Origin of the sequence: Saccharomonospora marina XMU15 (assembly GCF_000244955.1) — a bacterium.
Taxonomy (GTDB): domain Bacteria; phylum Actinomycetota; class Actinomycetes; order Mycobacteriales; family Pseudonocardiaceae; genus Saccharomonospora_A; species Saccharomonospora_A marina.
Genome location: NZ_CM001439.1, coordinates 2,121,197 through 2,139,147 on the forward strand (window position 1 = coordinate 2,121,197; position 17,951 = coordinate 2,139,147).

17 protein-coding genes and 1 pseudogene are annotated in these 17,951 nt (G+C 68.8%); 10 read left to right on the plus strand and 8 right to left on the minus strand.

The window, feature by feature from the left end; all coding sequences use genetic code 11:
* Window positions 1-4: 4 nt before the first annotated feature.
* Window positions 5-634, minus strand: coding sequence for a TetR/AcrR family transcriptional regulator (locus tag SACMADRAFT_RS28495; RefSeq protein ID WP_009153702.1), 630 nt, complete (start codon window positions 632-634; stop codon window positions 5-7).
* A 94-nt stretch (window positions 635-728) separates the two neighbouring features.
* Here SACMADRAFT_RS28495 and SACMADRAFT_RS10065 point away from each other — a divergent pair, with 94 nt between their 5' ends.
* Genes SACMADRAFT_RS10065 through SACMADRAFT_RS10085 form a run of 5 tightly spaced genes read left to right on the plus strand, consistent with a single transcriptional unit; the run spans window position 729 to window position 5,533 of the window.
* On the plus strand, window positions 729-1,895 hold the full coding sequence (locus SACMADRAFT_RS10065; RefSeq protein ID WP_009153703.1) for an acyl-CoA dehydrogenase family protein: 1,167 nt from the start codon (window positions 729-731) through the stop codon (window positions 1,893-1,895).
* Window positions 1,892-2,854 carry a bifunctional MaoC family dehydratase N-terminal/OB-fold nucleic acid binding domain-containing protein gene (locus tag SACMADRAFT_RS10070; RefSeq protein WP_009153704.1) on the plus strand — a complete coding sequence of 321 codons (963 nt, stop codon included), beginning with the start codon at window positions 1,892-1,894 and terminating at the stop codon, window positions 2,852-2,854. Before SACMADRAFT_RS10065 ends, SACMADRAFT_RS10070 begins: the two co-directional genes overlap by 4 nt.
* The gene (locus SACMADRAFT_RS10075) at window positions 2,854-3,942 is read left to right on the plus strand and encodes an acyl-CoA dehydrogenase family protein (protein WP_009153705.1); all 1,089 of its coding nucleotides are present in this window, start codon (window positions 2,854-2,856) and stop codon (window positions 3,940-3,942) included. The genes SACMADRAFT_RS10070 and SACMADRAFT_RS10075 overlap by 1 nt, the downstream gene beginning before the upstream one ends.
* A complete protein-coding gene (locus SACMADRAFT_RS10080; protein ID WP_009153706.1) occupies window positions 3,939-4,352 on the plus strand; it encodes a MaoC family dehydratase in 414 nt (137 codons plus the stop codon). Before SACMADRAFT_RS10075 ends, SACMADRAFT_RS10080 begins: the two co-directional genes overlap by 4 nt.
* Window positions 4,349-5,533 carry a lipid-transfer protein gene (locus SACMADRAFT_RS10085; RefSeq protein ID WP_009153707.1) on the plus strand — a complete coding sequence of 395 codons (1,185 nt, stop codon included), beginning with the start codon at window positions 4,349-4,351 and terminating at the stop codon, window positions 5,531-5,533. The genes SACMADRAFT_RS10080 and SACMADRAFT_RS10085 overlap by 4 nt, the downstream gene beginning before the upstream one ends.
* A gap of 414 nt (window positions 5,534-5,947) precedes the next feature.
* On the opposite strand, the pseudogene SACMADRAFT_RS31365 reads toward SACMADRAFT_RS10085, so the two are convergent.
* Window positions 5,948-6,892, minus strand: a pseudogene (locus SACMADRAFT_RS31365) (DUF222 domain-containing protein); the annotation flags it as partial.
* A 115-nt stretch (window positions 6,893-7,007) separates the two neighbouring features.
* Between SACMADRAFT_RS31365 and SACMADRAFT_RS10095 the strand changes: the two are divergent.
* Window positions 7,008-7,394, plus strand: coding sequence for a VOC family protein (locus SACMADRAFT_RS10095; protein ID WP_009153708.1), 387 nt, complete (start codon window positions 7,008-7,010; stop codon window positions 7,392-7,394).
* Window positions 7,395-7,420: 26 nt separating this feature from the next.
* Here the strand turns inward: SACMADRAFT_RS10095 and SACMADRAFT_RS10100 are convergent, their stop codons facing one another.
* The 6 genes from SACMADRAFT_RS10100 to SACMADRAFT_RS10125 form a co-directional block, all read right to left on the minus strand.
* Window positions 7,421-8,080 carry a TetR/AcrR family transcriptional regulator gene (locus tag SACMADRAFT_RS10100; protein WP_009153709.1) on the minus strand — a complete coding sequence of 220 codons (660 nt, stop codon included), beginning with the start codon at window positions 8,078-8,080 and terminating at the stop codon, window positions 7,421-7,423.
* Window positions 8,081-8,160: 80 nt separating this feature from the next.
* Window positions 8,161-9,198, minus strand: coding sequence for an acyl-CoA dehydrogenase family protein (locus SACMADRAFT_RS10105; protein ID WP_009153710.1), 1,038 nt, complete (start codon window positions 9,196-9,198; stop codon window positions 8,161-8,163).
* Window positions 9,198-10,217 (minus strand): acyl-CoA dehydrogenase family protein, encoded by a 1,020-nt coding sequence (locus SACMADRAFT_RS10110; RefSeq protein WP_009153711.1) that lies wholly within the window; start codon window positions 10,215-10,217, stop codon window positions 9,198-9,200. The genes SACMADRAFT_RS10105 and SACMADRAFT_RS10110 overlap by 1 nt, the downstream gene beginning before the upstream one ends.
* Window positions 10,214-11,359, minus strand: coding sequence for an acyl-CoA dehydrogenase family protein (locus tag SACMADRAFT_RS10115; protein ID WP_009153712.1), 1,146 nt, complete (start codon window positions 11,357-11,359; stop codon window positions 10,214-10,216). Before SACMADRAFT_RS10115 ends, SACMADRAFT_RS10110 begins: the two co-directional genes overlap by 4 nt.
* Before the next feature lie 2 nt (window positions 11,360-11,361).
* Window positions 11,362-12,225, minus strand: a complete 864-nt coding sequence (locus SACMADRAFT_RS10120; protein WP_009153713.1) for an enoyl-CoA hydratase — start codon at window positions 12,223-12,225, stop codon at window positions 11,362-11,364.
* A complete protein-coding gene (locus SACMADRAFT_RS10125) occupies window positions 12,222-13,775 on the minus strand; it encodes a FadD3 family acyl-CoA ligase (protein ID WP_009153714.1) in 1,554 nt (517 codons plus the stop codon). Before SACMADRAFT_RS10125 ends, SACMADRAFT_RS10120 begins: the two co-directional genes overlap by 4 nt.
* 80 nt (window positions 13,776-13,855) lie before the next feature.
* Here SACMADRAFT_RS10125 and SACMADRAFT_RS10130 point away from each other — a divergent pair, with 80 nt between their 5' ends.
* The 4 genes from SACMADRAFT_RS10130 to SACMADRAFT_RS10145 are packed head-to-tail and all read left to right on the plus strand — an operon-like array spanning window position 13,856 to window position 17,593.
* On the plus strand, window positions 13,856-15,010 hold the full coding sequence (locus SACMADRAFT_RS10130) for an acyl-CoA dehydrogenase family protein (protein ID WP_009153715.1): 1,155 nt from the start codon (window positions 13,856-13,858) through the stop codon (window positions 15,008-15,010).
* Entirely contained in the window at window positions 15,007-15,783 is a 777-nt protein-coding gene (locus SACMADRAFT_RS10135) for an SDR family oxidoreductase (protein WP_009153716.1), read from the plus strand. The genes SACMADRAFT_RS10130 and SACMADRAFT_RS10135 overlap by 4 nt, the downstream gene beginning before the upstream one ends.
* A 12-nt stretch (window positions 15,784-15,795) precedes the next feature.
* Window positions 15,796-16,449, plus strand: a complete 654-nt coding sequence (locus SACMADRAFT_RS10140; RefSeq protein ID WP_009153717.1) for a TetR/AcrR family transcriptional regulator — start codon at window positions 15,796-15,798, stop codon at window positions 16,447-16,449.
* Entirely contained in the window at window positions 16,442-17,593 is a 1,152-nt protein-coding gene (locus SACMADRAFT_RS10145; RefSeq protein WP_009153718.1) for an acetyl-CoA C-acetyltransferase, read from the plus strand. Before SACMADRAFT_RS10140 ends, SACMADRAFT_RS10145 begins: the two co-directional genes overlap by 8 nt.
* Window positions 17,594-17,951: the final 358 nt, after the last annotated feature.

A 17,951-nucleotide genomic window follows, 5' to 3' on the forward strand; every position in this document is an offset into this window, starting at 1 on the left:
TCGGCTACCGCCTGTCCGGAAGCAGGCGCGCAACCGCCTCGCCGAGGATGTCGGTAACCTCCTCGGCGTCGCGGCCCGCGGCGACGCCGACGATCGCGCCGAGGAACATCGTGCTCAGTATCCGTGCCGCGGAGTCGATCTCGGCGTCGTCGTACCCACCGCTGCCGCCCGCCCGCAGTGCGGCCCCGATCCACGCGGCACGTTCAGGCCCGAAGCCGATCGCCTCGTCCGACCCGGCCACGGCGGGGTAGCCGCCTACGTAGGCTCGGAACAGGGCCTGGTAGAGCAGTGGCTTCTGGGCCGCCTGGCGCATGATGCGCGCGAACACCTCCATCAGCCGCCCCGCGGGATCGGCGCTGGAAGGCTGCCGGGCCCGCACGTTCTCGGTGACACGGTCGCCGAGCGCGAGCAGCGCCTCGATCAGCAACTGGTCCTTGGAGCTGACGTGCTGGTAGGCAGTGGCGGGTGACACTCCGGCGCGGGCCGCGACCTCCCGAACCCCCGCGCCCTCGTAGCCACTTTCGGTGGCGACCTCGATCGCCGCGTCGATGAGCTTGTCCCGCGTGGCCGCCTGGTTGCTGGAAAGCACCCTGCGTACCACCCGGGTGCCGCCCGCGGAACTGTGCTTCGACATGGCCACACCCTATTCGACCACGAGCCTAGACAAGTGTCTATGCCAGTGACAGACTCCTGTCTGAATTCGTTCACTCACGAACGGCGGAGAGCACATGCAACTGCGCGAGACACAGGCGCAACGCCGGCTGCGCGCCGAACTCAGGTCCTACTTCGCGGGGCTGTTTCCCGAAGAAGTGCGCCGCCGCGCGGGCGAGGAAGGTGTCGGCGGCCAGTACTTCAGGGACGTGGTGGCCAGGCTGGGCGCCGACGGTTGGCTCGGCATCGGCTGGCCGGTCGAGTACGGCGGCCAGGGACGGTCGATGGAGGATCAGTTCATCTTCTTCGACGAGGTCCAGCGCGCCGGGCTGCCGTTCCCGTTCGTCACCGTGAACACGGTCGGGCCCACGCTGATGGCGCAGGGCTCACCGGAGCAGAAGCGGCGGTTTCTGCCCGGAATTCTCGCGGGCGAGATCGTGTTCGCGATCGGATACACCGAACCGGCCGCGGGCACCGACCTCGCGTCACTGACCACGAGGGCGGTGCGTGACGGGGACGACTGGGTGGTGGACGGAAGCAAGATCTTCACAAGTGGTGCCAACACGGCCGACTACATCTGGCTGGCCTGCCGCACCGATCCGGAAGCGCCGAAGCACAGGGGCATCTCGATCCTCATCGTCGACACCAAGGATCCAGGCTTCTCCTGGAGTCCTATCAGGACGGTCGGTGGCATGACGGTCACCGCCACCTACTACAGCGGGGTTCGCGTCTCGCACGGTGACCTGGTCGGTGAGGTCAACGGTGGCTGGAAGCTGATGACAACGCAGCTCAACCACGAGCGGGTGGGACTCGCCGCGTTGGGCGGGCGGATGACCGCACTGTGGGAGCGGGTGCTCGCCTGGGCGAAGGACAACGGCGCGATCGATACCCCGTGGGTGCGGCAGGACCTGGCGAGGGCGCACGCGCGGCTGGAGGCGATGCAGCTGATGAACTGGAAGATGGTCCGGTCGGCGGGGGAAGGAACCCTCTCCGGCGCGGAAGCGGGCGGTACGAAGGTCTACGGCACCGAGACGCACGTCGAGGTGCAGCGGCTGCTGCTCGGGGTGCTCGGCGCCGCGGGCCGGATCCGGCCGGAATCCCCTGGAGCCGTGCTGTCCGGGCAGGTGGAGCAGCTCTCCCGGCAGGGCATCGTGAACACCTTCGGCGGCGGGGTGAACGAGGTGCTCCGCGACATGGTGGCCACACAGGGGCTCGGACTGCCTCGACTGGGGCGTGGCGCATGAGCGAGACACTCGAGCAGCGGCTGCAGTCGTTCGTCGGCCGCGAACTGCGCCCGACGCAGCGCGCGCAGGACGAGGTCAACCTGCCCATGATCCGGCACTGGGTCGAGGCCATGGGCGATGCCAACCCGATCTACCTCGACTCCCACACCGCCCGTGCCACCGGCCGCCCGGACGTGGTCGCGCCCGCGGCGATGATGCAGGCCTGGACCATGCGCGGATTCGCGGCCACCCAGGCGCCGAGTGGCGGAACGGATGCACAGGCGGAGTTGTTCGCGTTGCTCGACGAGGCGGGCTTCACCTCCGTGGTGGCCACCGACTCGGAGTTCGAGTTCTTCCGCGAGCTGATCCCCGGTGACCGCGTGAGCGTGTCGGAGACGTTGGAGTCGGTGTCGCCGCAGAAGCGGACGGCGTTGGGCACCGGTCACTTCCTCACCAGCCTGCGCACCTACACCGACGAGGCCGGCGCGGTCGTGGCCACACAACGGTGGCGGTTGCTGCGGTTCCGCCCCGCGGACGAGCCCGAGCGCGACGAACCCGCGGCGCCCCGGCCACGCCCCGCGCTCAACCAGGACAACGCGTTCTGGTTCGACGCCTGCCGCGAGCACCGGCTGCTGATCCAGCGCTGCACCTGCTGCGAGTTGTTGCGCCACCCGCCGGGGCCGTGCTGCCCGGAGTGCGGCTCGTTCGACTGGGACACCGTGCAGGCGAATGGACAGGCCACCGTCTACAGCTATGTGGTGGCACACCATCCAAAGCATCCCGCGTTCGAGTACCCACTCATCGTCGCGGTCGTCGAACTGGCGGAGGGAACCCGGCTGATCACCAACCTGGTCGGCATCGCACCCGAGGAGGTCGAGATCGGTATTCCGGTGCGGCTCGAATGGCTCGACGCGGACGACGAACTGACACTTCCGGTGTTCCGGCCCGTGGCGCCGGGCTCGGCGCACGAGGAGGGCTGATGGACTTCACGCTGGGCGAGGAACTCACGGCGGTACGGGATCTCGCATCGGAGATCTTCGCCGACACCGCTACGACGGAACGGGTTCGTGCCGTCGAGAGCACCGGAATCGACGAGAAGCTGTGGCACTCACTCGCCGAAGCGGGCCTGCTCGGCATCGCGCTGCCGGAGGACCACGGCGGCGCGGGACTCGGTATGGGCGGGCTCTGCGTTGTGCTTCAGGAGCAGGGAAAGCGGGTGGCCCCCGTTCCGCTGTGGCCCTCCGCCGTGGCCGCGCTGGTGCTCGCCACGCACGGAAGCGAGCAGCAGTCGCTGCTGTCCTGCCTCGCCGACGGTTCGGCGAGGCTCACACTCGCGCTGGAGGAGTTCGGCGCCGCCGACCCGGCGAGCCCGGAGTGCGTCGCCGAGCGCGCGGGCGGCGGGTGGTTGCTTACCGGGACCAAGGCGTCGGTTCCCGTGCCGGAAGGGACGCGCGCGGTCCTCGTGTCCGCCACCGGAGACGAGGGCCCCGCACTGTTCGTCGTCGACCCCAGCGCCACCGGGCTGACCTGGCAGGCGGCGGACACCACCAGCCACCAGCCGTGCGGCCACCTGCGGCTGGACGGTACACCCGCGGAGGCGGTCGGGGGACCCGCCGCCCTGCGCGACGCGCTGCATCGCGCCTACGTGGCGCTCGCCGCCGTGCAACTCGGCGTCGCGGAAGGCGCGTTACGGCACGCCGCGAGCTATCTCAGCGAACGCAAGCAGTTCGGCAGGCCACTGGCGACCTTCCAGGCCGTGGCTCACCAACTCGCCGACTGCTACATCGACATCGAAGCCATGAGCGTCACCATGTGGAACGCCGTGACCCATCTCGATGCCGGCGAACCCGCCGAACGCGTCGCCCTGGTCGCCAAGTGGTGGGCCACGGACGCGGGCCAGCGGGTGGTCCACCGGGTGCAGCACCTGCACGGTGGCATCGGCGTCGACATCGACTACCCGGTGCACCGCCACTACCTCTGGGGCAAGCAGATCGCCGGAACACTTGGCGGCCCGAGCGCCGACATCGACCGGCTCGGCTCCGTGCTCGCGGAGGTGGCCACGGCATGACGAGCTACTCCGACATCGCTGTGGGTGACTCCCTTCCGGCACTCGCGATCCCCCTCACTCGAACCCTGATCGTGGCGACCGCTATAGCCAGCAGGGACTACCAGGACGTGCACCACGACCCCGAACTGGCGCGGGAGCGCGGGTCCAAGGACATCTTCATGAACATCCTCACCACCAACGGCTTGGTCAGCCGATTCGTCACCGACTGGGCAGGCCCCGAAGCGACCGTACGTGCCATCAAGATTCGCCTCGGCGCACCCAACTATCCCGGGGACACCATGACGCTCACCGGTGAGGTGACCGGCAAGGACGCAGGCTCGGTCGATATCGCGGTGCGCGGCGAGAACGGTCTCGGCACCCACGTGAAAGGCACGGTTTCCGTGCTCTTCACCAGGGAGGTGACAGCGTGACCGGGTCCACCGGCATCTCCAACGCCACCGCCATCGTGGGCATCGGAGCCACCGAGTTCTCGAAGAACTCCGGCCGCAGCGAGCTGCGGCTGGCCTGCGAGGCCGTGCTGGCCGCCATCGCCGACGCGGGACTGAAGCCTTCCGATGTGGACGGTCTGGTCACGTTCACCGCCGACACCAACTCCGAGATCCACATTGCCCGTAACACCGGCATCGGGGAACTGAAGCACTTCTCCCGGGTCCACTACGGCGGCGGTGCCGCCTGCGGAACCGTCGCGCAGGCCGCGATGGCGATCGCGACCGGCGTGGCCGAGGTCGTTGTGTGCTACCGAGCCTTCAACGAACGTTCCGGTGAACGCTACGGGCTCGGCCAGGCGGACCGCCCGCTGGGCAGCAGCGCCGACCGTGCGGCCTACTCGTGGATGACCCCGTTCGGCCTTTCTACCCCGGCGCAGTGGGTGGCGATGTTCGCGCGGCGTTACATGCACGAGTACGGGGCCACCAGTGAGGACTTCGGGCGGGTCGCGGTCGCGATGCGCAAGCATGCGGCCAACAATCCGGCGGCCTGGTTCTACCAGCGCCCGATCACCCTCGCCGACCACCAGGCGTCCCGGTGGATCGCCGAGCCGTTGCACCTGCTTGACTGTTGCCAGGAAACCGACGGTGGGCAGGCGATCGTGGTGGTGTCCGAGGAGCGCGCCCGCGACCTGCCGCAGCCACCGGCCTACGTCGCCGCGGCGGCTCAGGGTTCCGGTGTGGACCAGCACATGATGACGAGCTACTACCGCCCGTCCATCTCCGGCATCCCCGAGATGGGACTGGTTGGAACCCAGCTCTACGAGCAGAGCGGGTTGAGCCCGGACAGCATCGACGCCGCCATTCTCTACGACCACTTCACGCCGTTGCTCCTTCCCCAGTTGGAGGAGTTGGGCTTCTGCGGACGGGGCGAGGCCAAGGACTTCGTCGGCGACGGCAACCTGGAACTCGGCGGCAGGCTGCCGTGCAATACCCACGGCGGCCAGTTGGGCGAGGCGTACCTGCACGGGATGAACGGCATCGCCGAGGCAGTGCGGCTGCTCAGGGGAACCTCGGTGAACCAACCGGACGAAGTGTCGAACGTTGTGGTCACGGCGGGCACCGGAGTGCCGACCAGCGGCCTCATCCTGGGCGCGAAGGTGTGAGTGCGGCATCATTGGAGCGCCTCTTTCCTCTCGTGAGTGGTTCGTGAACGGTTCCCATAGCAGGGGAGTTCTCGGTGCTCCGCTTGGAAGCGGCGGTCCCGCGCCGGCTCGGGCCGTGTGCAGTGTGTTGCGGCGCGGAGCGCGATCCGGATCGATGTGCTCGGGTGGTACGTACCAGGGTCGCCCGTTGATCACGGTGAGCTCCCAGTCCGTGTGGTGCAGTACGCGATGGTGTGCCGAGCGGACGAGCGCGCGGTTGTGCAGGGCTGTCGGGCCACCGTCCGCCCAGTGAACGATGTGATGTGCCTGGCACCATTTCGCTTTCCGACCGCATCCGGGGAAGGTGCAGCCGACGTCCCGACGGACGAGCGCGCGGCGGATTCGGCGAGGGACGGTGCGGCTCGCACGCCCGATGTCCAAAGTCTCACCTCGACTGCTGAGCACAACCGGCAACGCATTGCAGTCACAGGCCATTCGCTCAAGCTGCGCCACGGGCATGTTCAGATGACCGTCGACGAGCCCCCTGCCGATCCCTTGCCGCAGCTCATTCAGGTGAGTGGTGACCAGTAGCGTCACCGGTTCTCCCGCCTCGGTGGGTGCTTCGGGACAGCGCGCTGCCAGCTGCAGGACGTCCACCAGGGCGTCGCCGTAGCGTTCGTCACGGCCGCGTCGGTCCGGCCCCTGCTCGTCGGCGCGAGGCGCGGTGTGGGGTGACAGCAGCGCGGTAAGCAGCGCGCCAGCCTCCGGATCAAGTCCGAACATGCCTGTGATGCCACCATCGGCGCGCTGGCGCAGTTCCAACCAACGATCCGGTCTCGTCAGCTCCGCCTCGGTCGGCCGGTCGCCCTCCGGGTCGAGTCTCGCGCGGATCTCGCGCCCGAGCTTGGTGACGATCCGTGGCTCGCTGCTGGTCGCCGCCTCGCACAGGATCGACTCGACGATCGCGCGGTCTGGTGTGGACACCGCCGACGGAAGTGCTTCCAGCGACGCACGGATCGCCTCGACGTGTTGGCCAAGCTCGCCTTCCTCCAGCGCCGCCGCTACGTGTGGTAGTTTCGCTTCGATTCGCGCCCCTGACGGCGTGTACGAGCGGTTGAGCGCGCGGGTGTGCGCGAGAAGCCGTCGGACGTGTCCGGGGTTGTGGTTGCCGACATCGCGTAGCAGAGCGCCTGTCCCTGCATAGCCGAGTGCCCGAGCCGTTCCCCGCGATTCGAGCTCGGCGAGCACACGCAGCGATGCCGCGTACACCAGCCGGTTGAGCACCTCGAGTTGCCGCAGTGTGGTGAGCAATTCGCCTCCCGACAGCCTGGCAACGGCCTCGGGCGAGGAAGTCGTTTTGAGCGGATTCACATCGGACACACGACAAAGCTAGCACGGCATTCGAACGTTTGTTCGACACGATCGGGTGGAAATGGCTCTCTCCGCACAACACGGCGGTTAGTGTGAACTCGATACCTGACTGGGAGGGCCTGACATGACTAGTAAGTTCACCGAACTCGCGATCGATTGCGTCGATCCCCGCGGGCTGGCCAGATTCTGGTGCTCTGTGCTCGACTACCAGATTCAGGACGAGGAGGACGGAGTCGTCACGATCGGCCCGCCCGCGTTACCCGAAGGCAGGAGCCGCCCTGGCCCTGTGCCACCGACGTTGACATTCGCGCACGTGCCAGAGGGCAAGACCGTCAAGAACCGGCTCCACCTCGACGTCAACCCGACCGACAGAAACCAAGCCGAGGAAGTCAGCCGGCTGCTCGATCTGGGTGCTCGAGCCGTCGATGTCGGACAGGGTGACGAGAGTTGGGTCGTGCTCGCCGATCCGGAGGGCAACGAGTTCTGTGTCCTCGCGGACCGCCACCCCTGATCGGAGCCGGACAATGGAATGTCCCGTTAGGACTGTTCGGTCGATCGTCGGGTCGGGTCGGCCGCCTCCAGCGCGGGGGCAACCTGACCAAGCGCCTCGCGCAGCAGTGAGGGCAATGTTCGATCGGCTGTGACGACCACTAGTCCCGCGCCTGTCGAGCGATCGTCGTCGGCGGTGTCGACCCATCGCTCCACCGCCACCCTGGCGGCGGCCGAGACCGCGGCGGCCAGTACGGCGGGGGCCATGGTGGCGGTGTCGCCGATCCGGTCCGCGATCGCTGAGGCAAGCGGCGGCCTGAGGGCGGACATCGCGTCTATGAACTCCGCCCGCAACCGTGGCGTTGACATGATCATCGCAAGCGCTTCGCCATCGGGCTCGCTCGTGTACTGCTCGACCACGGCCTCGATCACGGCCGTCGCGAGTGGCTCGGATCCCGGCCGGGCACGCAACGCTGCCGCAACCCGCAGCGTCCGCTCGGCGGTGACCGCAGAGACGATCGCCTGCTCCCTGCTCGCGAAGTAGTTGTTGTAGGTCCGAGGTGACACCCCGGCGGCCTCGGCGATGTCGTCGACCCGCACGTTCTCAGGCCCGTGTGCCAGCGCGAGGCGCAGCGCGGCCTCGCTGAGGGCGTCGCGGGTAGCCGCCTTCTTCCGTTCCCGCAGCCCACCGCGCTCCTTCGCTGTCATGCGGGCAGCATAAGCTCGGCCGGGAGCTGTGTCGCCGCGGCCCGCGACAACCTCAGCGCCCCCACCTCAGCGCCTCCACCTCAGGGACGGGTGGTGACCCTGGCGAGGTGCTCGTGCGGTCTGCCGAGCAGTTGCTCGCTGGAGTGCGCGCGCTTGAAGTAGCGATGTGCGGGGTGTTCCCAGGTGATGCCGATGCCGCCGTGCAGCTGGATCATCTCCGCCGCGACGGTCGACAGCGCCCGAGAGCAGTGCACCTTCGCCACGGCGGCGAGGCGCTCACGGTCGTCGGCGAACGTGGCGGCGGCAAGCGCGGCGGAGCGGGCGGTCTCCACGAGCACGTACATGTCCGCCATGCGGTGCTTGAGCGCCTGGAAACCGCCGATGGGGCGGCCGAACTGCTCGCGTTCCTTGGTGTAGGCCACCGTGATCTCCAAGGCTCGCTCGGCCGCTCCCGCCTGCTCCGCGGCCAGTATCGCGCAACCGAGATCACGTACCCTGCGCAGCGCGGGCCGGAAGTCGCCGGTGCCTATCCTGCGTCCGGCGGCGCTGGTGAGCGTCACCTCGGCGAGCCTGCGCGAGGCGTCCATGGTGGGCGAGCGCCTGCGGCTCACGCCCTGCCCGGAGGGTTCCACCTCGAACAGCGCCAGCTCGTCGCCCGTACGCGCGACGACGAGCAATACATCGGCGGCGTCGCCGTCGAGCACGAAATGCGCCGTCCCGTTCAGCACAGCACCGTCGGCGGTGCACGCGGCTGTCTCGGGGTCCCAGCGTCCCTCGGCGCTCGTCCACGCGAGCGCCGCGACACTCCTGCCCTCGGCCATCGGCGGCAGCAGTCGTTCACATGCCGGCTCGTCCGCCGACTCCAGCAGGGCCTTTGTGGCGAGCACGGTGGAACCGAGCAGGGGAGTGGTAGCGAGTTCCCTGCCGATCTCCAGCGCGGCTACGGCCAGCTCCGCCGGGCCGGCTCCGGCGCCGCCGTAGCTCTCCGGGACGGTTAATCCAGGTACGCCGACCTGCTCACACAGCAGCGACCAGGCGTCCTCGGGTTCGGTCTTGCGCAGGAGCGCTCGGATCGTCTCGGCGAGGGCGACCTGTTCCTCGGTGGGCGTGAGCGACATCAGCCCACCCGCCCGTGCTCGGGCACGCCGTGCAGCACCCTGGTGCGGTGCACGGACTGGGTTCCCCACGCCGACACCAGGGCTCGCACCTTGGTGAGTCGCAGTCCCAGATCGTGCTCGGCGGTGTAGCCGATCGCACCATGCACCTGCAAACCGGTACGGGCGGCGAGGTGAGCCGCCCGCGCGCAGGCAACCTTCGCGGCCGACACATCCCTGGCCGCGGTATCGCCACCCAGCGCGACGGCCGCGCCGTGCACCAGCGGCCTTGCCAGCTCGAGTTCGGTGGCCACATCGGCAAGCAGGTGCTTGATCGCCTGGTACTGGCCGATCTCGCGGCCGTACTGCTTGCGCTGCTTGGCATAGGTCACCGACTCGTCGAGCAGCCACTGGCCCGCGCCGAGCAACTGCGCCGCCGTCGCCAACGCGCCCACGTCGAAGGCGGCCTCGGTGTCGATGGGGCCGGTGTCGATGGGCCCGGTGTTGACGGGCTCCGATTCGTTGTCGGATTCGGGGACCGGTTCGAACAGCCGCCTCGAGCCGTCTATCGACGACAGTGCCCGGCCAGCGGTGAACGGCCGGATTGCCGCGCCTTCCAGCAGCAGCCGAGCCTGCGCGACGTCGGCGTCGAGCGCGTACGGTACGTGTGGTCGCAGCACCAGCGAGGCAAGTGTCTCGCCGGAGGCCACGCCGGGAAGGAACCGCTCTGCCAGTGGGTGTTCCCGCGGCAGCAGTGCGGGCAGCGCCGCCACGGTGTCCACCCAGGGACCGGGCACGGCGTGGTACCCGAGTCGCTCGAAAGCCACGACCAGGTCCACCGCCGTCGCCTCGATCCCACCCCACCGCTGCGGGACGGTGAGCGCCTGCACTCCCAGTTCGGCCAGCGCCTGCCAGATCCGCATGCCGGGCTCGTGTTGCCCCTGTGCCCACGCCCGGTTGGCCTTGGCCGGGTCCGAGGCGGACAGCAACTGGTCGATACTTTCCGCGAACTGGCGCTGCTCGTCCGATAGCGCGAATCTCACCGTTGTCCCCTCGGAAGTCCCAGCAGCCGCTCGGCCACCACGTTGCGCTGGATCTGGTCGGTGCCGCCGTAGATCGGGCCCGCCAGCGAGAACAGCCAGCCCTCCGGCCAGCCGGTCTCGCCGCTGAGTTCGGCGTCCGGGCCGAGCAGTTCCAGCGCCGTCTCGTGCAAAGCGACGTCGAGTTGCGACCAGAACAGCTTGTTCACGCTCGACTCCGGTCCCAGCTCGCCACCCTCGGCGAGCCGCGTCACGGTGCCGAAGGTGTAGAGCTGGTAGGCCCGCGCCTGAATCCAGGCGTCGGCGACCCGCTGCGCAAGGGCGGTGCCGGTGTCGCCGCTGGTTTCCCGCCACAGCCGCACGAGCCGGTCGGCCGCTGCCAGGAACCGGCCGGGCGAGCGCAGCGACAGCCCACGTTCGTTGTTGGCGGTGGTCATGGCGACTCGCCAGCCCTCGCTCGGCTCACCGATCACGTCGGCATCCGGGACGAACACCTCGTCCAGGAAGATCTCCGCGAAGCCGGGCTCGCCGTCGAGCTGCGGGATGGGGCGTACTCGCACCCCATCGGCCCGCAGGTCGAACATCGCGTAGGTGAGCCCACGATGGCGTTCACTGTCCGGATCGCTGCGGAACAGCCCGAACGCGCGGTCGGCGTAGGTGGCGCGGGAACTCCACACCTTCTGGCCCGACAGCAGCCAGCCGCCATCGGTACGGGTGGCGGTGCTGCGCAGCGCTGCGATATCGCTGCCTGCCTCCGGCTCCGACCACGCCTGCGCCCACACCTGCTCACCCCGTGCCATCGCGGGCAGGATGCGCTCGCGTTGCTCGGGGGTGCCGTGGGAGAACAGGGTCGGCGCGAGCATGAAGATGCCGTTCTGACCCACCCTGCCCGGCGCGCCCGCGGCGTAGTACTCCTCCTCGAACAGTACCCACTCGAGCAGGCTCGCGTCCCGGCCGCCGTACTCCCGCGGCCACGACACCACGGACAGCCGCGCGTCGGCCAGCTTCGCTTCCCAGCGGCGGTGTTGCTCGAACCCCTCTGCGGTGTCGAAGGACGCCAGCGGGCGCTTCGGAACGTTGTCCGCCAGCCAGGCGCGTACCTCGTCCCGGAACGCCGTTGTCTGCTCGTCCAGTTCCAGATCCATGCTCAGCTCTTCTTGTTGGCGTCGCGCATCGAACGGGCGTCCTGGCCACCGAGGGAGTCGCCGCCGTAGACCTCGGCGTTGTGTGCGTGGGCGAAGTGGTGCAGCCCGAACACCGAGTCCATGCCCGCTCGCATGCCCATCAGATCCTCGGCCTGGTTGACGGCCTTCTTCGTCAGCGCGAGCCCGAACGACGGCATCCGCGCGATCTGCTCTGCCAGCGCGAGGGTCTGCTCGTGCAGCTCCTCCCTCGGCACGACCCGGTTGAGCATGCCCCACTCCTTGGCCTGCTGCGCGCTGAAGCGCTCGCCGGTGAACAGCACCTCCTTGGCGGCGCGTGGACCGAGCACCCATGGGTGGGCGAAGTACTCGACACCGGGGATGCCCATGCGCACCACGGGGTCGGAGAAGAACGCATCGTCGGAGGCGACGATCAGGTCGCACACCCAGGCCAGCATCAACGCACCAGCGATGCAGGCGCCCTGCACGCTGGCGATCATCGGCTTGGGGATCTCCCGCCAGCGCCTGCACATGCCCAAGTACACTTCGGACTCGCGGGCGAAGCGCTGGTCGCCGCCCTGCTTGCCGACGTGGTCCCACCACAGCACGGCCTTGTTCTCGAAGTGTGCGTCGACGTCCCTGCCAGGCGTGCCGATGTCGTGCCCTGCCGAGAAGTGCTTGCCCTCGCCCGCAAGTACGATCACCTTCACCTCGTCGTCCTCGACGGCGCGGGTGAACGCGGCGTCGAGCGCGTAGGTCATGGCCGAGTTCTGCGCGTTGCGGTACTGCGGTCGGTTCATCGTCACCACGGCCACCGCGCCGCGGCGCTCGTAACGCACGACCTCGGTTTCCTCGGTTTGCGCGTTCATCGTGTTGCCTCCTCGTCCCGCAACGTGCGTTTCAGAACCTTGCCCGCAGGGTTGCGCGGCAACGCCGTGCGGAACTCCACCTGCCGGGGCACCTTGAAGTTGGCCAGTTCGCGCTTGCAGTGCTCGATGACGTCCTCCTCGGACAGCGTTGCCCCCGGCCTGCGCACCACGAACGCCTTGCCGACCTCACCGAGCCGCGCGTCGGGCACGCCGACCACGGCCGAGTCCGCCACGCCGTCGAGCCTGGCCAGCACCTGCTCGACCTCGGCCGGATAGACGTTGAAGCCGCCGCAGATGTACATGTCCTTGAGCCGGTCGGTGATGGTGAGGTAGCCGCGCTCGTCGAGCCGACCCACGTCACCGGTGTGCAGCCAGCCGTCGGCGTCGATGGCCTCGCGCGTCGCGACCGGGTCGTCGAGGTAGCCGAGCATCATGTTCGGTCCGCGCAGCAGGATCTCGCCGTTGTCCGCGATACGGACGTCGAACCCTGACGTAGCCCTGCCGGAGGTACGCGCGATGGTCTCGGCGTCGTCGGTGGGCCTGCACATCGTTGCCACCACGGCCTCGGTCAACCCGTACGCGGTGAGCACCACGTCGAAGCTCAACTCGGCTCGCATCCGTTCCACCAGGGCGACCGGCACCGTCGCGGCGCCGGTGACGGCGACTCGCAGGCTGTCGAGGTCGTATCGCGACCGGGTGGGTGCGTCGAGCATGACCTGGTAGATGGTGGGCGCTCCCGGAAGGATCGTGACGCGTTCGCGCTCGACCAGCCGCATCGTGGCCTCGACGTCGAAGGTGAGCTGCGGCAGTATCGCGGCGCCGTGCAGCAGGGCCACCAGCATGCCCGCCTTGTAACCGAAGCTGTGGAAGAACGGGTTGATGATCAGGTAGCGGTCGTCCGGTCCGACTGTCGCGCAGTCCGCCCATGCCCTCGCGACGCCGATGGTGCGGCTGTGGCTGGTCATCGCACCCTTGCTGCGCCCGGTGGTGCCGGAGGTGAACAGGATGTCGGCGACGTCGTCGGGCGCCACGGCCTCGGCGCGGGCATCGACTTCGGCCAGTTCGGCGGCGTCGGCCGTGAGTTCCGGCAGTTCGCGCCAGTCCACGACACCCTCGGTCGGTTCCGGCTCGCCCTCCACCGGGACCCGCACGACCAGTGGCAGCTCACCCACCCCGGCCTCGCGCAGTTCGGCGAGCCGGTCCACGCCGAGGAACGGGCCCGCCACCACCAGGCCACGCGCGCCGCTGCGGGAGATGACATCGGCCATCTCCGGGCCGGTGAACCGGGTGTTGATGGGCACGACGGTCGCGCCCGCGTAGAGGATCCCCAGCGAGGCGATCACCCAGTGGTAGGTGTTGGGTGAGCAGATGGCTACGCGCTCGCCCGGTCGAATACCGCGGCGGGACAACACGGTCGCGAATCGGCGGACCTGCTCGTACAGTTCCGCGTAACGCAACCGCACCGAGCCGTCGACCACGGCTTCCCGGTCGCCGAACTCCCGCGCCGCCCGCACGAGTGCCGCCGGAACCGTGGCTGGTGCCGTTTCCACGAGAACCTCCCTAGCAAGTGCTTGGTAGGGTAGCCTACGCACCAACGGCCGCGTTGAAAACATCCCGAGGAGGTCTTCGAGTGTCCGACACTGTGTCGGGCGGCGAGTTTCGCGACGAAGTGCGGACCTGGCTGGCCGAGAACCTCACGGGCGAGTTCGCCGCGCTGCGGGGACTCGGCGGGCCCGGCCGGGAGCACGAGGCATTCGAGGAGCGCCTCGCCTGGGAACGCCACCTCGCCGCGGCGGGCTGGACCTGCGTAGGGTGGCCGGTCGAGCACGGCGGCCGAGGGGCGACGCTGGAACAGCAGGTCATCTTCCACGAGGAGTACGCCAGAGCCAACGCACCCGCGAAGGTCAGCCACCTCGGCCAGGAACTGCTCGGCCCAACGCTGATCGCGTTCGGCACGCCGCAGCAGCAGCGCCGGTTCCTGCCCAAGATCGTGTCGGTGGAGGAACTGTGGTGCCAGGGCTACTCCGAGCCGGGCGCGGGCTCCGACCTGGCCGCCGTTTCCACCACCGCTCGCCTGGAAGGCGACGAGTGGGTGCTGCGTGGGCAGAAGGTGTGGACTTCGCTGGCCCACGTCGCTGACTGGTGTTTCGTGCTCGCTCGCACCGAACCCGGCTCCACCAGGCACAGCGGCCTGTCCTACCTGCTGGTGCCGATGCGGCAGGACGGCATCGAGGTAAGGCCCATCCAGCAGCTCACCGGCACCTCGGAGTTCAACGAGGTGTTCTTCGACGGCGCACGCACCTCCGCCGACCTGGTGGTCGGCGAGCCCGGCGACGGCTGGCGCGTCGCGATGGGCACCCTCGGCTTCGAGCGCGGCGTCGCCACGCTTGGCCAGCAGGTCGGTTTCCGTCGCGAGCTCGCGGCGCTGACCGAGCTGGCAGACCGCACCGGCGCCGCCGACGACCCGACCGTCGAGCAGCGCCTCGCCCAGGCGTGGGTGGGGCTGGAGGTGATGCGCGCACACGCGCTGCGCACCCTCGGTGACTCCGCGCCCGGCGTCGCCGAGGTGTCCAAACTCGTGTGGGCCAACTGGCATCGCGAACTCGGCGAGCTGGCCATGCTGGTGCGTGGCGCGGCGGGGCTGGTGGCCGATCCCGACCTGGACGAGTGGCAGCGGCTGTTCCTGTTCACCAGAGCCGACACCATCTACGGCGGCTCCAACGAGATCCAGCGCAACATCATCGCCGAGCGGGTGCTCGGCCTGCCGAGGGAGAAGCGACAGTGATTCCGTTGCCGGACTACCCGCAGGGGCGCGAACTGCTGCGCGACAAGGTGGTCGTGGTGACCGCCGCCGCGGGCACGGGCATCGGCTCGGCCGTCGCCCGGCGCAGCCTCGAGGAGGGCGCCAGGGTGGTGATCAGCGACTGGCACGAGCGGCGGCTCGCCGAGAAGGCCCAGAGCCTCGCCGAGTACGGCGAGGTGCACGCCGTGCCATGCGACGTCACCGACGAGGACCAGGTGTCGGGCCTGATCTCCGCCGCGGTGGAGCGGTTCGGCCGCATCGACGTGCTCATCAACAACGCCGGCCTCGGCGGCAGCACGTCGATCCTGGACATGACCGACGAGCAGTGGTCCCGCGTACTCGACGTCACGCTCAACGGCACGTTCCGGATGACGAGGGCGGCACTGCGGCAGTTCGTCGAGCAGGGCGGTGGCGGAGCCGTGGTGAACAACGCCTCGGTGATCGGCTGGCGCGCGCAGGCGCAGCAGTCGCACTACGCTGCCGCCAAGGCAGGTGTGATGGCGCTGACCAGGTGCGCCGCCGTGGACGTGGCCGAGCACGGGATCAGAGTGAACGCGGTGTCACCGAGTCTGGCGATGCACCCGTTCCTCGCCAAAGTGACCTCCGAGGAACTGCTGGCCGACCTCACGGAAAGGGAGGTCTCCGGCAGGGCGGCGCAGCCGTGGGAGGTCGCCAATGTCATGGTGTTCCTCGCCAGCGACTACGCCTCGTACCTGACCGGTGAGGTGATCTCGGTGAGCAGCCAGCATGCATAGGGGACGGGTCGGATGAACACGAGAACCGCGAAGAAGCGACAGGCGGGCAACAACGGGTCCGGAAGGCGCGCCGAACTACTGGCACTGGCCGCGCGCCTGTTCGCCGACCGCGGCTACGTCTCCACGACGGTGCGCGACATCGCCGACGCCGCCGGAATCCTTTCCGGAAGCCTGTACCACCACTTCGACTCCAAGGAGTCGATGGCCGACGAGATCCTGCGCGGCTTTCTCGATGGACTCTTCGACACCTATGCGCAGATCGTCGCCGCCGACCTCGGGCCGAGGAACACGCTGGAGGCGGTGGTCGCCGCCTCGTTCCGCTTCATTCGCGACCATCCCGCCGAGGTGGCGATCTACCAGAACGAGGCCAAACACCTGGCCCATCTGGAGCGCTTCGCCTACATCGACGAGCGAAACGTGGAGTTCCGCAACCTCTGGCGCAAGATCCTCACCGACGGTGTGCGGCAAGGCGTGTTCCGCGAGGATCTCGACGTGGAACTGGTCTACCGCTTCATCAGGGACACGGTCTGGGTGGCGGTGCGCTGGTACAACCCCGCGGGCACCCTCTCGGCCGACGACGTGGCGCAGCAGTACCTCGGCATCCTGCTCGACGGAATCGCCACCCGCCGCAGGCGGACCAAGAAAACGGGAGAGACGCATGGCTGAGGCATACATTCTGGACGCGGTGCGCACGCCGGTCGGCAAGCGCGGCGGTGGCCTTTCCGCCGTGCACAGCGCCGACCTCGGCGCGCACGTCATCAACGCGATCCTCGACCGCACCGGGGTGGACCCCGAGCGGGTCGACGACGTGATTCTCGGCTGCACCGACACACTCGGCTCGCAGTCGGGCAACATCGCGCGCACCGCGTGGCTGGCGGCGGGCAGGCCCGACCACGTTCCCGGCGTGACGGTGGACCGGCAGTGCGGTTCCAGCCAGCAGGCCGTGCACTTCGCCGCGCAGGCCGTGCTGTCCGGCACGATGGATCTGGTGCTGGCAGGCGGCGTGCAGAACATGAGCCAGATTCCCATCAGCGCGGCGATGCTGGCCGGGCGCGAGTACGGCATCGACGACCCGTTCTCCGGCTCGAAGGGTTGGCAGCAGCGCTACGGCAGTGCCGAGATCTCCCAGTTCCAGAGCGCGCAGATGATCGCCGAGCACTGGGACATCTCAAGGCAAACGATGGAGGAGTTCGCCTACACCAGCCACCAGCGCGCCATCGCGGCCATCGACGAGGGGCGGTTCGACGCCGAAACGGTGCCCTTCGGAGATCTCAAACACGACGAGGGTCCGCGCAGGGACACCAGCCTGGAGAAGATGGCGGGACTGTCGCCGTTGAGCCCCGGTTCACGGATCACGGCGGCCGTGGCCAGCCAGATCTCCGACGGCGCCAGCGCAGCGCTGCTGGCTTCCGAGGCGTTCGTGAAGGAAACCGGGATCACCCCGAAGGCGCGGGTGCACCACCTTTCGGTGCGCGCGGCCGATCCGGTGTGGATGCTCACCGGCCCCATTCCCGCCACCCGGTTCGCGTTGCGCAAGGCCGGGCTCACCGTGGACGACATCGACCTGTTCGAGGTGAACGAGGCGTTCGCCAGCGTCGTGCTCGCGTGGCTGGACGAGATGGGCGCGGACCCGGGGAAGGTCAACGTCAACGGCGGCGGTATCGCGCTGGGGCACCCCATCGGCGCCACCGGGACGAAGCTGTTCGCCACCCTGCTGCACGAGCTGGAGCGCCGAGGCGGCCGCTACGGCCTGCAGACGATGTGCGAGGGCGGCGGCACGGCCAACGTCACCATCATCGAGCGGCTGTGACGAAGCGTCTGCGTCGTGGATCGCTCGGGTAGCGGATACAGCGGCCCCGGAGGTCGGGCACCCGTACTGACTATTTCCCGAGCGTATCCGGTTCCTTTGTCGTGGCACCAATATGAGCTTGGTGCCTCTTCCAGCCGGGCGTTTCGCAATACCTCGGCGTGCTGAGAGAGCGCTTTCGCGACGGTCCGCCGCGAGAAGTGCGCGGCGGCTCTATGCTGTTGAACCCGTTCCCCTGCGGGATGTCGACCGGTGGCTTGAACGGTTCCGCCGTACCTTGGATCGGCATCTCGACGCACTTGTCAACAAGCTTTTCCGTAGCAGGCGAGGGCGACGTCTGCGCGAGGCCGACAGGAGGCGC